The organism is Nocardioides sp. Soil_C_8 (genome assembly GCF_057656315.1).
In genome coordinates this window covers 1,938,022-1,953,146 of sequence record NZ_JBDGKQ010000001.1, presented here as the reverse complement: position 1 = coordinate 1,953,146, position 15,125 = coordinate 1,938,022, and the positions used below count along the sequence as shown (strand labels likewise).

The window sequence follows — 15,125 nt, the reverse complement described above, 5'->3', positions numbered from 1 at the left end:
CCGGGCATTATCGTGCAGGCGTGGACTATTCGGGGGACCCGGGCGACGCGTTGGCGCCGGACGACATCGACGAGCTGGCGCGGCGCGCCCAGGACGGCGACCGTGAGGCGCTCGAGCTGCTGCTCGCGGCGGTGCGCCCCCGGGTGCTCAACATCTGCCGCGGGGTGCTCCCCTACTCCGGCGACGCGGAGGACGCGTGCCAGGAGGCGATGCTCAACGCCGCCACCAAGATCGCCTCGTGGGGCGGCCGCGGGCGGTTCACCACGTGGCTGCACATCGTGTCGGTCAACAGCGCGCGCACGACGTACCGCCGGCTGAAGAACCTCGCCACGCCGACCGACTTCGAGGACGGCGCCCACGACCGTCCCGACCCCCGCACCACCAGCGTCATCGCCGGCACCCGGCTCGACCTGCTCGAGGCCATGGACACGATCGAGAAGGACCACCCGCAGTACGTCGAGCCGCTGCTGCTGCGCGACGTCTACGGGCTGCCCTACGACGAGATCGCCACGCTGGTCGACGCGCCGCTGGGCACCGTCAAGGCGCAGATCCACCACGGCCGCAAGCTCGCCCGGCCGCTGCTGCGCGGTGAGCGGTGACGCACCTCCGCCTTCGCGCGGTGCTGGCGACGACCCTGTCGCTGACCTTCCTGGCCGGACTGGCCGGCTGCTCGGGCGGGGCCGACGCTCCCGAGGACCGGGCCGACACACCGTCGGCTGCGCCGTCGGACGGTGAGGCGTCCGGCAGCGAGGCGCCCGCCGCGTCCGACCCCGGCTCCGGGCCGGTGGTGAGCGAGCCGGTGGAGCCCGACCTCGACCTCGCCGTCTCGTCGCCTCGCGAGGACAGCGTCTACCCCGCGGTCGGCGACCCCCGGGTGGACGCGCTCCACTACGCGCTCGACCTCACCTGGGACCCCGACGCGAAGCACCTGAAGGGCGCGGCGGTCGTCACCTTCCGCGCCGCCCGCACCGCACGACGCTTCCAGCTCGACCTCGGGGCGCCCCTCACCGTCGGACGCGTCGAGCTCGACGGGGAGCCGATCGGCTTCGCCCGACGCGGCAAGGACCTCGTGCTGAAGGCGCCGATCCGCAAGGACCAGCGCTACGAGCTCAGCCTCGACTACGTCGGCACGCCCGAGCCCGCACCCGCCCCGACCACCCGCAGCGACTTCAGCACGACCGGCTTCACGGTGACCCGCACCGGCGAGGTGTGGACGATGCAGGAGCCCTACGGCGCCTACACCTGGTACCCCGTCAACGACCAGCCGGCGGACAAGGCGCTCTACGACGTCACCGTCCACGCCCCGCCGCGGTGGACCGGCATCTCCAACGGCGAGCTCACCGGGCTGACCCGCGACGCGCAGGGCACGACGACCTCGTGGCAGCTCGACGAGCCGGCGTCGTCGTACCTCGTCACGCTCGCGATCGGCCGCTACGCCCACAGCAGCAACACCACGGACGGTGGCCTGCGGGTGGACTACTGGACGCCGAGCCGGATGACGCGATCCCTCGACTCGATCCGGACGGCGGCCGACACGGTCGACTGGGTCGAGTCCCGGCTCGGCGACTACCCCTTCGACTCCCTCGGGCTCGTGGTGACCGCCTCGCAGAGCGCGATGGAGACCCAGACGATGGTCACCCTGGGCACCAACGACTACGTCCTCTCGCCCCAGGTGGTCGCGCACGAGATCGTGCACCAGTGGTACGGCGACCAGGTCTCGCCGTCGGACTGGCGTGACGTGTGGCTCAACGAGGGCATGACGATGCTGCTGCAGTGGGTCTACGAGGACGAGCACGACATCCGGCCGCTGCGCCAGAACCTGCGCACCGCCCGGGCCGCCGACCAGGAGCTGCGTGACGCGTACGGCCTGCCCGGCGCCTACGACCCGACCCAGTTCGGCAGCACCAACATCTACTACACGCCTGCGCTGATGTGGAACGAGCTGCGCGAGGAGCTCGGTGACGACGAGTTCTACGCCATCGCGCGCTCCTGGCTGGCCGACAACGACAACACCTCCGTGTCGCGCGAGCAGGTCTACGACCACTGGGAGGAGGAGACCGGCCGCGAGCTGTCGGCGTTCTTCGACCGCTGGATCATGGGCCGGCGGACGCCGGCGCCCGGCGTGCCGGAGGACTGAGCAGGTGGGCGCCGCCCCGGTCGTGCGGAGCGGCGCCTCCGCTACTTCACCTTCTTGGCCGCCGAGGTCTTTACGACCGTCGCGAGGCCGGCCTTGGCGTAGGTCACCCGCACGCTCACCTTCGTCCCCTTGTCCTTCGAGGTCAGCTTGTAGGAGGCCTTCGTGGCCTTCTTGATGGCCTTGCCGTTGCGCAGCCACTGGTACTTCACCGTGACCCCTGCGGGGGAGACGGTCCCGACGACGGCCTTTACCGTCCTGCCCACCTTGTAGGTCCCGCTCACCTTCGGCGTCGGGCACGTGATGACGGCCGGCGCGGGGGCGGGCGGAGGCGGTGGGACCGGCGTCGGGATCGGAGCCGGCGGGGGCGGCGGGGGCGGCGGGGGCGGCGGCGTGACCACCACCGCTGCGACAGCGGACGTCTGCGCCGATGTCGCGCTGGCACTCGTCCACCCGGCCTTCGACGCCGTCACCCGCACCGACAGCCTCCTCCCGACGTCACCCGTTACCGGCGTGTAGCCACTGGACGTCGCCCCCGCGATCGCGGTGCCGTCGGCCAGCCACTGGTAGGCGAACGTGGCATCGGCCGGCGTCCAGGTGCCGGGCGTGGCCGCCAGGGCCTCGCCGACCGTCGGCGTGCTGTCGCTGATCGCTGGCGCGACGGTGTTGTAGGCGGTCGTGGTCTCCACCACCGCGGCGGTCTCGGCCGAGGTGGCCGAGCCGGGCAGGTGCTCGGCCCTCGTCCCGGTGACCCGGACGGACAGCTTCTTGCCGAGCTGCCCCGCCGGGACCTGGAAGGTCTTCGAGGTGGCCCCGGCGATGTCGGTGCCGTCCGAGCGCCACTGGTAGGCGAACGAGACGCCGTCCGGAGTCCACGTGCCGTCGCCGACCGTCAGCACCTGGCCGACCTCCGGGGTGGTGTCGCTGACGGTCGGCAGCGCGGTGTTGGTCACCTGGGGCTGCGGCGCGACCGCGGTGGTGGCGGCCGACGTGGCGCTCGCGGTCACGAAGCCGGCCCTCGACGCCGTCACCCTCACGGACAGCACCTTGCCCAGGTCGCCCGCCGCCACCGTGTACGCCGCCGTGGTGGCACCCGCGATGGGCGTGCCGCCGGCCAGCCACTGGTAGGCGTACGTGCCGTCGGACGGCGTCCAGGTGCCGGGCGTCGCGGTGAGCGACTGGGCCACCGCGGGCGTCGAGTCACTGATGGTCGGAGGCGCCGTGTTGCTCATCGTCGGCGGTGTCGGGACGGCCGTGGTGGCCGCGGACGTGGCGCTCACGCTGGTGAACCCCGCCTTGCTCGCGGTCACCCGGACGGCGAGCGTCTTCCCGACGTCGGCGGACGCCACCGTGTAGCTGCTGGTCGTCGCCCCCGCGATCGGCGTGCCGCCGGCGAGCCATTGGTAGGCGTACGTGCCGTCTGAGGGTGTCCACGTGCCCGCGGTCGCCGTGAGAGCCTGGCCCACCTCGGGGGTGGTGTCGCTGATCGTCGGCAGCGCGGTGTTGACCATCGGCGGCGCATCGGGCGGACCGACGACCAGGTCGTTCGGCACGGGCGTGCTGCTCGCCCGGGTCGCCGGGACGGTGACGGCGCTGCCCGCCGACGGCGAGAGCGTGCCTGCGCCGTCGTACCACGACGTGGTGTCGCCGCAGCCGCCTCCGACCACCCGGAGCAGGTAGTCGCCGGTGGTGAGCCCGGGGACGACGAACGCGCCGTCCGCGCCTGAGGGACGCGACTGGCGCGTGACCCGCGACCCGTCGCCGGAGTAGGCGGTCACGACGCAGCCGGCGACGGGGTTCGACGAGGTGTCCCGCACGCGACCGGTCAGGCGGCCGCCCTCGACCAGGACCGCGCTGACCCCGGTCTGGGTGGCGGCGGCCGCGAGGGTGAACGTCTGCGACGACGCGACGCCGAGGTGCTCCGCCCTGCCGTTCCAGAACTGCGCCTCCGCGACGTCGTACCCTGTATCGCGGGCGAACTCGGCGCGGTACGTGCCGGGGACCAGGCCCTCGACCCGGTAGGCATTGGTGTGCGCGTTCACCGCGGCGCTGGTCGCGAACGCGCCGGTCGTGGCGTCGCGGAGGACGACCCGGCTGTCCCAGCCGGAGAGCCGCTGCGGGAAGGTCACTGTGCCCGTGACGGAGGCTCCGTCGTCGAGGACGGCGTCGATCCCGCTCACGTCGGTGGCCGTGCCGAGGACGACCGTGCCGGCTGCGGCCTGGGTGGCCGCGTTGTTCCACCACTCCGAGACCCGGTTGTCGTACGCCGAGATGTTCACCTTGTAGGTGCCGGAGGGAAGGTGGGCCCGGTAGACACCGTCGGCGTCCGTGCCGTCGGAGTCCACGAACGCGTAGCCCCCACCCGGCTGGAGCTGGTAGAAGGAAACGCTCGCGGTCTCGACGGCCCCGCCCACCCCGGTGACGGCGCCCGTGATCGCCCGGCCCCTCGCCAGGGTCGCGTCCACCGTCAGGGGTGCAGCCGTCGAGAGCGCGACCGGCGTGGCGGACGCCAGGTCCGGCTTGTCGAGGTGGAACTCCGGGATGAGCCGATACGACTCGAAGCGGACCTTGTAGCTGCCCGCAGGCAGGGTGTCGACGAGGTAGTCGCCGTCGGAGCCGGTGAAGTCACTGGCCAGGACCGGGGCCGTCGCGAGGTCGGTCGCGCTCGCCGGGTAGACCCTCACCTGGGCGGACACGGGCCCGTCCGGTCCGGACACCCGGCCCCTGATGACCGCCGCGGCGGCCAGCTGGGCGTTGATCGACCCGACGTCGGAGGTGGAGACCACCACGGGCTGGGCCGCTGCGGCGCTGGACGCGTCGTTCCACCACTCCGCGACGTGACCGCTCCGCCGGAACTCGACCCGGTAGGTGCCGGGTCGGACGTACGCCGCCCACGTGCCCGTCGCCGACGTCGTCGCGTCGGTGACGTAGTCCCAGTAGAAGCCGCCGTCGCCGTCGTCGTACCTCGCCTCGACCGTGACGTCCGCGCCGGCGAGCGGCGAGCCGGTGGGCCCGGTGACCGTGCCGGAGACCGCGCGAGCCGCCGCCAGCGTGGCGTTGGCGGTGACGGTGCTGCCCACGCCGATGACGATGCGGTCCGCGGTCGCCAGGGTCGGCTTGTCGTTCCAGTACTCGGTGACGAACCGGTCGGCCCCGATCTCCACGACGTAGGTGCCCGGGGTGAGCGAGTCGACGGACCAGGTGCCGGTCGGGCTCGTCGAGGCGTAGTCCTCGTCCTCGAAGTCGCCCGGCGCCACCTCGCGGTAGATCGTGATGTCCGCGTCGGTCACCGGTCCGCTCGGACCGGTGACGGTGCCGCTGATCGTCCCGGCACGTGCCAGTGCGGCGTTCAGCCCGGTGCGGTTGCCGCCGTTGACGACCACGGGGGTGGCAGCGGCCTCGGTCGTGGCGCCGGAGTACCACTGGCCCAGGTATCCGCTCCGGGAGAAGCGGATGCGGTAGGTGCCGTCGGGCACGGTGGTGCTCCACGTGCCGTCGGTCGGCGTGGTCAGGTCGGCCACGGAACGCCACCTGACGTCGTCCTGCGTCTGCACCCGGCGCTCGACCTCGACGTCGACGTCCGCGAGCGCCGCACCACCGGCCGCGGCGGTGACCGTGCCGGACATCGTGCGCAGGTTGGAGGTGAGGGTCGCGTTGACGGTCGCGGTGCCGTTGAGGGCGACCGGGACGTCGTCGGCGAGCTCGACGTCGGCCTTGTCGAGGTTGAACTCGGGCGTCATCCCGGTAGCCGTGAACCCGACGCGGTAGTTGCCGGGGTTGAGACCGGTGATCGTGTACGCCCCGCCGGCGGTCGTCTGCGCCGTGCCCGCCGGCACGAAGCTCGGGTTGGACCACCGGTAGACCCGCACGGTCGCCCCGGTGAGGGCGCCCGAGGGTCCGCTCGCGGTGCCGCTGACCCGGCCGAGCCGGTCGAGTGCGATGTCCTTGCCCGTCTGGTCGGCACCGGCGGCGACGACGATGCGTGCAGGCCGCGTCGGGGTGGCCGGGTCGCTGAAGGAGGCGGACCTGTGCTCGGTGGCCGACGCGGAGACGCGGTAGGTGCCGGGTGCGACGTCCACGGAGTAGCCGCCTGCTGCGGCGGGGGTCGCGGAGGCGTCGAAGGCCCAGTAGGTGCCTTCCGGACCGGTGAGCTTGCGCTGGACCGACACCGACGGGTTGGCGAGCGTGCCACCGGCGCGTGACGTGACCGTGCCGGTGATCCTGCGTGCCGCGGCGAGCACGAAGCTCGCCGTGGCGGTGCTGTTCTTGGCGGCCGTGATCGTGTCGGCCAGGAACACCTCGGGCTTGTCGTTCCAGCACTCCGGGGCCAGGCCGGCGGCGGAGTCGACGCACACGCGGTAGGGGCCGGGTGCCAGGCCGTCGAAGGTGTAGGCGCCACCGGCCGTGGTGGTCGCCGAGTCGCTCCAGCTCCAGCCCGAGGACGAGAAGCGGCTGGGCGTGTAGAGCACGACGGTGGCGCCGGTCACCGCGCCGGAGGGGCCGGTCACGGTGCCCGAGACCGTGCCGCCGAGGTCGAGGGTCGCGTTGGCGGTGGCCGTCGCTCCCTGGGTGACGGCGATGTCGGTCGCGGTCTCGAGGGTGTCCTTGTCCTGGTAGTACTCGGGGAGGTAGCCCCCGCTGCCGAAGGTCGAGAACCGCAGCCGGTAGGTGCCGGTGCGCAGCCCCCCGACGGCGTACGCACCGGTGCCGTCGGTGAAGGCGTCGCCGGCCGTCTGCCACGTGCCACCGACCAGGCGGTACGCCGTCACCGACACGCTCGCGATTCCGGTGCTGCCGGCGTTGCGCACGACCCCGGAGATCGTGCCGCCCGTCGTGAGCGCGGCGTTGACGTTGGTGATCGGGGACTGCGCCACCTGGAGCAGCTGCGCGTTCTCGGCGTCGAGGGCGTCGTCGTAGAACTCCGACAGGTAGGAGCCGGCGTCGAAGCGGACACGCGTGGGGCCGGCCGGCACGCGGAGGGTGTACGTCCCGTCCGCCGCCGTGGAAGCGAAGTCGACCTCGTCCCAGTAGGTGTCCCCGAACTGGTCGGTGACCTGCTGCTCGGCGGTCACGCTCGCGTTGGCGAGGTTGGCCCCGCCCGTGCCGGTGACCCGGCCGGAGACGGGGGTGCGGCTGGCCAGCACCGCGTTGGCCTGCTGGACCGCACCGGCCACCACCGTGACGTCGTCCGCCGCGGACAGCGACGTCTTGTCGTTCCAGTACTCGGTGATCTGGTTGAGGGCACTGAACTGCAGCCGGTAGGCCCCGGGCGGCAGGCCGGCGAGCTCGTAGTGACCGGACGCGTCGGTGGTCGCATACGCCACCTCGCTCCAGAACCCGTCGAGCTCGTAGGCGGTGACGTCGGCACCGGCGATCGGGCCACCGGCGTTGCTCACGGTGCCGGCGATGACAGGCGGTGGGATCAGCTGCAGGTCGACGAACTCGCCGAAGTCGGGGTCGACCGCGATCTGGGTGGCGTTGGCGATGGTGCCGGCGCTGTCGTAGAAGACGGTGCCGACACCGGCCTTGGTGGCACCGACGTAGTACGTGCCGTCCAGCCCACCGAACTCGAACGTCCCGTCGGCACCCGTCACCTGGGGGCTGCCGACCGGGACCCTGGATGCGTCGTAGAGCGTCACCGTCGCGCCCGAGGCCTCCACGAAGTCGGGGTCGTACACCGTGCCCCCGATGGTGCCGGGATCGAACGGCGCTGCGGACGCCGGCGCAAGAGGCGCCAGCACCACGGCCAGGACGAGGAGGAACAGGCCGATGGGGCCTGCGACGCGACGGGCTTCTCCAGTGACCACAGCGATCTCCGTACAGGCGTGGCCCGAGCCCGATGGACAGCGTGCTGCAACGTAGATCCACGCCCGTTCGCGTCGGGAACCCCTTGACGGCAGATACCCACGCTGGTGTACGCCGCCCCTCCCCTCGGGTGAACGGGCAAACACCTCGCAGCTGCCAAGGCATGGCCTAACCTCTCGCAATGGGCGAACGACTGAGCGCGCGCGACCTCATCGACCTGGTCCTCGACGAGGGCTCGTGGTCCTCGTGGGACACCGCGCCGACGCGCGACGGCGTCGGCGAGGCGTACGCCGCCGAGCTGGCCGCGGCGGCCGGGAAGTCGGGCGTCGACGAGTCCGTGCTGACCGGCGAGGCGCGGATGAACGGGCGGCGGATCGCCGTGCTGGTGGGCGAGTTCGGCTTCCTGGCGGGGTCGATCGGGCGGGCCGCCGCCGACCGCATCGTGGCCGGCATCGAGCGCGCGACCCGCGAGGGACTGCCGCTCGTGGCCGCGCCCGTCAGCGGCGGCACCCGGATGCAGGAGGGGACGCCGGCCTTCGTCCAGATGGTCCGGATCTCCGCCGCCGTGGCCGCGCACCGCACGGCGGGTCTGCCGTACCTCGTCTACCTGCGCCACCCCACCACCGGCGGGGTGATGGCGTCGTGGGGATCCCTCGGCCACGTCACGGTCGCCGAGCCGGGCGCGCTCGTCGGGTTCCTCGGCCCACGGGTCTACGAGGCGCTGTACGACCGCCCCTTTCCCGAGGGCGTGCAGACCTCGGAGAACCTCTACGCCCGCGGCATCATCGACGCCGTCCTGCCGCCCGAGGAGATCAAGGAGATCCTCGACCGCGCGCTCAGCATCCTCATGGCCGCCCGTGAGGGCGTTGCCCCGGTCGCCGACCCCGGCCAGGAGGACGTGCCGGACGTCGACACGTGGGACTGCGTGACCCGGTCGCGGCGCCCGGACCGGCCGGGCGTACGACGGCTGCTGCGCTACGCCGCCAGCGACGTCGTACCCCTCAACGGGACCGGGCAGGGCGAGCGTGACCCGGGGCTGCTCATCGCCCTCGCGCGCTTCGGCGACGCGCCGTGCGTCTTCCTCGGCCAGGACCGCCGCGGCCAGACCACCGACCACCCGATGGGGCCCGAGGCGCTGCGGGAGGCCAGGCGCGGCATGCGGCTCGCCTCCGAGCTCGGGCTGCCGCTGGTGACGGTCATCGACACCCAGGGAGCGGCCCTCTCCGCCGACGCCGAGAACGGCGGCCTGGCCGGTGAGATCGCCCGCTCGCTGGCCGACCTCGTCACGCTCGACGCGCCCACCCTGTGCCTGATGCTGGGCGAGGGCAACGGCGGCGGCGCGCTCGCGCTGCTGCCCGCGGACCGGGTCGTGGCGGCGCAGCACGCGTGGCTGTCACCGCTGCCCCCGGAGGGCGCCTCCGCGATCGTCCACCGCGACCTCGACCACGCCGCCGAGATGGCGCGGACCCAAGAGGTACGGGCGATCGACCTCCACCGCCGGGGCGTGGTCGACCGGATCGTCACCGAGCACCCCGACGCCGCCGACGAGCCCGAGGACTTCTGCCGCCGCGTCGGCGCCGTGCTCGAGCACGAGCTCGGCGCGCTCCTGGCCTCCGGGCCGGGGTCGGCGGAGGACCGGGCGCGGCGCTACGCCTGACGGTTCGCTGCTCGAGCGGTGAGTGAGGCAGGTTCTGGGGCTGCAGAACCTGCGTGGCTCACCGCTCCTCGGAGTCCTCCGGCGTGTCGGCCTCGTCGCCCGCGTCGGCCTCGGCCGGGGCGTCCGACTCCTCGCGCGCAGCGTCGGCGACGGGGTCGCCGTGGGGGGCGGTGGCCGAGGTGTCGGGAGCCTCCGACAGGCCGACGACGCCCGGCACCGTGCCGGTGAGGGTGGCCAGCATCTGCCGGACGTTGGACAGCTGCGCGTTGATGCTGTCGCGGCGCTGGGCCGCGGCGGCGAGCTCGCGCTCGGACTCGGCCCGCACGCGGTCGGCGGAGCTGCGCGCCTCCGAGACCATCGTGGTCGACCGCTCCTCGGCGTCGGCCAGCATCCGGGCGATGCGCTCCTCGGCCTCGACCCGGTTGCGCTCCAAGGTGGCCTCGGTGTCCTTGTTGCGCGCGGCCATCGCGTCGAGCTCGGCCTGGATCGCGGCCTGCTGCGCCTGGAACTCGGCCGTCGCCTTCTGGCGGCGCTCGGCCAGCGTCGTCTCGAAGTCGGCCGCGGCCTGGGCGGCCTTGGCGCGCTGCTCCTCGTGGAGGGCCTCGGCCTCGGCACGGCGCGCGGACGAATCGCGCTCGGCGGCGTCGCGCTCGCTGTCGGCGGCCTTGCGGGCGTCGGCGAGGACGCGGGCGCCCTCGGCGTCGGCATCGCGTCGCGTGTCCTCGGCGTAGCGGTCGGCATCGGCGCGCAGCGCGCCGACCTCCTGCTCCGCCTCCTTGCGCATGGTCTCCACCTCCCCGAGCACCCGGTCGCGGATCTCGGCGGCCTCGGCCTCGGCGAGCGAGAGGATCTGCCCGACGCGCTCACCGAGGTGCTCGTACGACGGCGCCTCGGGCTGCTGCGACTCACGAGCCACGAGCGCCTCGCGGGATGCCGACGCCTCGCCGCGCGCGGTCTCGGCAGCCGCCTCGGCGGCCTCGAGCCGGCTGCGGAGGTCGGCGACCTCAGCCTGCGCCTGGCCCACGGCGCGCTCGACCTCGGCGGGGTCGTAGCCGCGGCGAACGGTCGTGAACATCTCTTCAGGCATCGGGGTTCTCCTGGCTGGGCGGGGGTGAGTGGGGTGGCGGGTCGTCGTCAGGGGTGGCGGTGCCGGTGGGGTCGGCACCGGGCTGCTCGCGCTCGGGCACGGAGAGCGCCGCGATGACGCCGGACAGCTGGCCGAGCTCGGTCGCGATGGTGTCGCGCTGCTCCTGCAGCTGCGCGATCTCGGCCCGTGCCCGCTCCAGCGCGCGGCGGGCACTGTCGCGGAGCTGGTCCGCCTCGGCGCGGCCCTCGGCGACGAGCGCGACGGCCTCCTCGCGCGCCCGGCGGCGGTCCTCGGCGGCGTCGGCGCGGCTGCGGGTGACCTCCTCGGCGACGAGCGCGCGCAGGCTGGCGGCGCCGCTCTCCGCCTCGGCCCGGCGGCGCTCGAGCCGCTCGACCGCCCGCTCGGACTCGTCGGTCGCGTCCGCGACGATCCGGGCGGCCTCGGCCTCGGCCTGCTCGAGGGCGGCCCGCGCCTCGGCCTTCCGCTCGGCCGCCGTGGTGGTCGCGTCCTGGGTGATCTCGTCGGCCCGCTGCTTGGCCTCGGCGAGCTCGAGCGCCATCCGGCCGTTGACCGCGGCGATGATGCCGTGGGCGCGCTGGCGGGCGAGCCGCGCGTGGTCACCCGCATCGGCGTGGGCGGCCTTCCGGATCGAGTCGGCCTCGGTGGCCGCGCCCGCGAGCACCGACTCCACGGTCTGCGTCGCCCACGCGGTCTGCTCGGCCGCGTGGCGCAGCTTGTCCTCGCTCTCGGTCCGCGCCGCCGCCAGCGTCTCCTCGGCAGCCAGGCGCATCCGATCGACCTCCGCGCCGGTCGTACGGCGCAGCTCCTCGACGTGGAGCGCCGCCTCGTCGCGCATCCGGGCGGACTCGGTGGAGGCGCTGGCCCGCAGCGACTCGGCCTCGGCGATGGCCGAGTCGAGGTGCTGCTGGCCGGTCGTGCGGGCCTCCTCGACCAGGCGGGCCGCGGCTTCCTGGGCGCCGGCGACCATGACCTCGGCCTCGGTCCGCGCGGCCTCCAGGAGCTCGGCCTTCTCGCTGGCCGCGGTGTCGCGGAGCTCCTGCGACTCGGCGCGCATGGCGGCCGCGTCGTCCCTGGCCTGGGCACGCAGCTTGTCGCTCTCGGTGCGGGCGGCCTCGACCTGCTGGTCACGGGCGCCCTCGGCCGAGCGCATGAGGAGCGCGGACTGCTCGTTGGCGTCCACGACGATGGTGGCGGCCTCCTGGGAGGCGCCGGCGAGCACCTCCTCGGCCTGCTTGCGGGCGCGGCCGGCCTCGGCGCGGTCGCGCTCGGCCTCGACCTTCAGCAGGCGGGCCTGCTCGCGCTGGGTGGCGAGGTCGCCCGTCAGTCGCTCGGCCTCCTCGCGCGCCTCCCGGACCAGCTGGTCGGCCACCTGCTGCGCGCGTGCCAGCAGGGCCGCAGTGGTGGGCGGCTCGCCGGAAGCAGCCGTGGCGGCGTCCTGAGCCATCCGCACACTCCTCTTCTCACCCGTACGGAGGGTCCAGTGTCGCAGCACGGCGGCGTCGGTGCCAAAGGGAGAGGCCGGTTTGCGCCCACAGCGAACCGCCCTTGCCGCCCGCTGCCACGAGGCGGTGGAGTGCAGCCATGAAGCTCCTCGTGCTCGGCGGCACCCGGTTCCTGTCCCGCGAGGTCGCGACCCAGGCGGTCGCGCGCGGCTGGGACGTCACCTGCGCGTGCCGTGGCGCGTCCGGGCCCGTGCCGGAGGGCGCCACCCACCTTCCCTGGAACCGCTCCGACGCGCCGCCGGACGCGATGACCGATGGCGGGTGGGACGCGGTGGTCGACGTGACGCGGCTGCCGTCCCAGGCCCGCAGCGCGGCCGCCGCGACGTCGTACGCCCACTGGGTGTTCGTCTCCACGGTGAGCGTGTACGCCGACAACTCGTCGTCGGCGATGGAGCCGCTGCTCGAGCCCATCACGGAGGACGTGGACCTCGCGGTGAACCCGGAGGCCTACGGCGGGATGAAGGTGGCGTGCGAGCAGGCGGTCCAGGCGGAGGCAGCCTCGTCGGTGGTCGCGCGCCCGGGCCTCATCGTCGGTCCCGGCGACCCGACCGGGCGCTTCGCCCACTGGCCGCAGCGCCTGGCGCGAGGCGGCGAGGTGCTGGCACCGGGTCGGCCCGAGGACGTCGTGCAGGTGATCGACGTGCGAGACCTTGCCGCGTGGCTGCTCGTGCTGGCCGAGTCGCGGACGACGGGGACGTACGACGCCGTGGGCGAGCCCGTGCCGCTCGGCGACCTGCTGGCGCAGGTGGCGGCCGGCGTGGGCGAGACCGACCCGCGGCTCACGTGGGTCGACAGCGCCTTCCTCGAGGGTCAGGGGGTCGCGCCGTGGGCCGGTGAGGACTCGCTGCCGCTGTGGCTCCCGCGCCCGGAGTACGACGGCATGCTGGCCCACGACCCCGGCCCGGCCGTCGCCGCCGGGCTGCGGCTCCGGCCGCTGGCGGAGACCGCCCCGGGCTGCCTCGACTCCCCCGTCATCGCCCTCACCCCCGAGCGGGAGGCCGAGGTGCTGGCGGCCTGGCACGCCCGCTGAGCGGGCACTTCCTCGCGCTACGAGGCCCCGACCGGTCAGGAGAGGAGGGCGACACCCACGTCATGACAGGCGGCCTCGACGTCCGGCGTCGGCTCGTCGGTCACGAGCGTCCACGGGCCGGGCATCCGGGTCCAGGCGGGGGCGGCGGCGCCGAGCTTGGTGGCGTCGGCAAGGACGACCGTGCGCCGGGCGATCCCGGCGACCTGCTCCTTGAGGGAGGTCTCCTCGACGGTCGGTTCACCGACCCCGCGTCGTACGTCGACCGCGTCGGCGCCGAGGAACGCCACGTCGAACGACATCCGGTCGAGCGCCAGCGTGGCGAGCGGACCGACCAGGCCGTGGCTGAGCCGCCGAAGCCGACCGCCCAGGAGCTCCAGGTCGACGTGCTCCGCGTCCGCGAGGACCGCAGCCGTCTCCAGCCCGCGGGTCACGACCGTCAGCGGACCCATCGTCGCGTCAGCGGCGACCAGCCGCGCGAGCGCCCCGCAGGTGGTGCCCGCGTCGAGGAAGATCCGCCCACCCGACGGGACCATCGGCAGGGCGGCCCTCGCGATCCGCTGCTTGGCCTCCACGTGGACCCGGGCGCTGTCGCCGATCGAGCGCTCGTGGAAGGGCGCGGCGGGAAGGGCACCCCCGTACGTCCGGGCGACCGCTCCCTCCTCCCGCAGCCGGGCGAGGTCGCGGCGCACCGTCGAGGCCGACACCCCGGTCCGGCTGGAGAGGTCCTCGACCGAGGTGACGCCCTCCCGGACCAGCTGCAGCAGCGCAGCGTGCCGGGCTCGGGTGGCGGAGCGGGTGGTCGGGGGCTCGCTCATGCGACGAACCGTACGGCTCAGCGGCCGTACGCCGCACGCATCCGGGGCACGAAGGGCGCGTAGTCGACGGCAGCGAGGTAGGCGGACCGCATGGTGCCGTGGTCGGCCTTCCCGGTGCCGGCGATGTCGAAGGCGGTGCCGTGGTCGACCGAGGTCCGGAGGATCGGCAGGCCGACCGTGACGGAGATGGTGCCGTCGAAGTCGTAGGTCTTCGCGGCGATGTGGCCCTGGTCGTGGTACTGCGACAGGACGCCCTCGAACCTGCCCTCCAGCCCCTGGTGGAACACCGAGTCCGCGGGGATCGGTCCGTGGACGGCCAGCCCCTCGGCGCGGAGCGCCTCGCACGCGGGGATGATCTCGTCGAGCTCCTCGCGGCCGAACGCGCCGTTCTCGCCACCGTGCGGGTTGACCGCCGCGACGGCGAGGCTCGGGTCGTCGACGCCGTACACCTCGAGGGCCTGCAGGGCGCGGCGGATGGAGTCGACCTGCTTGTCCTGCGTCAGCTGGTCCAGGGCCTCGCGGAGCGAGACGTGGCGGGTGGCGAAGAAGATCCGCAGGTGGTGGTCGGGCTGGTGGCGCGAGCGGACCACGAACATCGTGTCCTGCTGGGTGACGCCCGTGAGCTCCCCGAGCATCTCGGTGTGGCCGAGGTGCTGGCTGCCGCTGGCCCAGATCGCCTCCTTGTTGATCGGGCCGGTGACGACGCCGTCGACGCGCCCGTCCATCGCGGCCTTCGTCGCGACCTCGATCGCCGCCACGGCGGCGCGCCCGGCCCGCTCGTCCACCTCGCCCCACGGCAGCTCCTCGCCGTCGAGCACGCCGATGTCGAGCACGTCGATGACTCCCTCGCCCGCGGGCTCGGTGTCGAAGTCGGCGACCTCCCGCACCTCGACGTCGAGCCCGGTCGCGGCGACTGCCCGGCGCACCGCGACCGCGTCACCGACGGCCACGCCGTGGTGGCCGGTCTCGCCGGCCTGCTCGGCGAGCGTGCGGACGGTGATCTCCGGGCCGATGCCGACCGGGTCGCCGACGGTGAGGGCGAGGACGGGGGTGCTGCGGGTGGGGGTGGTCATG

General features: G+C 73.9%; 9 protein-coding genes. 4 read left to right on the top strand and 5 right to left on the bottom strand.

Annotated features, from left to right (window positions below; translation table 11 throughout):
- The first annotated feature begins 20 nt into the window (after positions 1-20).
- Complete coding sequence (locus AC3A3L_RS09515) at positions 21-599, top strand: RNA polymerase sigma factor (protein WP_487639756.1); 579 nt, start codon at positions 21-23, stop codon at positions 597-599.
- Entirely contained in the window at positions 596-2,137 is a 1,542-nt protein-coding gene (locus AC3A3L_RS09510; protein WP_487639755.1) for a M1 family metallopeptidase, read from the top strand. Before AC3A3L_RS09515 ends, AC3A3L_RS09510 begins: the two co-directional genes overlap by 4 nt.
- A 41-nt stretch (positions 2,138-2,178) precedes the next feature.
- Here AC3A3L_RS09510 and AC3A3L_RS09505 read toward each other — a convergent pair whose 3' ends face one another.
- A complete protein-coding gene (locus tag AC3A3L_RS09505) occupies positions 2,179-7,941 on the bottom strand; it encodes a carboxypeptidase regulatory-like domain-containing protein (protein ID WP_487639754.1) in 5,763 nt (1,920 codons plus the stop codon).
- A 179-nt stretch (positions 7,942-8,120) separates the two neighbouring features.
- On the opposite strand from AC3A3L_RS09505, the gene AC3A3L_RS09500 reads away from it, so the two are divergent.
- Entirely contained in the window at positions 8,121-9,596 is a 1,476-nt protein-coding gene (locus tag AC3A3L_RS09500) for a carboxyl transferase domain-containing protein (protein WP_487639753.1), read from the top strand.
- A 58-nt stretch (positions 9,597-9,654) separates the two neighbouring features.
- Here the strand turns inward: AC3A3L_RS09500 and AC3A3L_RS09495 are convergent, their stop codons facing one another.
- Both AC3A3L_RS09495 and AC3A3L_RS09490 read right to left on the bottom strand, forming a co-directional pair.
- On the bottom strand, positions 9,655-10,683 hold the full coding sequence (locus AC3A3L_RS09495) for a DivIVA domain-containing protein (protein ID WP_487639752.1): 1,029 nt from the start codon (positions 10,681-10,683) through the stop codon (positions 9,655-9,657).
- Entirely contained in the window at positions 10,676-12,148 is a 1,473-nt protein-coding gene (locus tag AC3A3L_RS09490) for a coiled-coil domain-containing protein (RefSeq protein ID WP_487639751.1), read from the bottom strand. The genes AC3A3L_RS09495 and AC3A3L_RS09490 overlap by 8 nt, the downstream gene beginning before the upstream one ends.
- Before the next feature lie 137 nt (positions 12,149-12,285).
- Here AC3A3L_RS09490 and AC3A3L_RS09485 point away from each other — a divergent pair, with 137 nt between their 5' ends.
- On the top strand, positions 12,286-13,236 hold the full coding sequence (locus AC3A3L_RS09485; RefSeq protein WP_487639750.1) for an NAD-dependent epimerase/dehydratase family protein: 951 nt from the start codon (positions 12,286-12,288) through the stop codon (positions 13,234-13,236).
- A gap of 35 nt (positions 13,237-13,271) precedes the next feature.
- Here AC3A3L_RS09485 and AC3A3L_RS09480 read toward each other — a convergent pair whose 3' ends face one another.
- Together AC3A3L_RS09480 and pdxA are read right to left on the bottom strand one after the other, a co-directional pair.
- Positions 13,272-14,051 carry a DeoR/GlpR family DNA-binding transcription regulator gene (locus tag AC3A3L_RS09480; protein ID WP_487639749.1) on the bottom strand — a complete coding sequence of 260 codons (780 nt, stop codon included), beginning with the start codon at positions 14,049-14,051 and terminating at the stop codon, positions 13,272-13,274.
- A gap of 17 nt (positions 14,052-14,068) precedes the next feature.
- Positions 14,069-15,124, bottom strand: a complete 1,056-nt coding sequence (gene pdxA / locus AC3A3L_RS09475; protein WP_487639748.1) for a 4-hydroxythreonine-4-phosphate dehydrogenase PdxA — start codon at positions 15,122-15,124, stop codon at positions 14,069-14,071.
- Position 15,125: the final 1 nt, after the last annotated feature.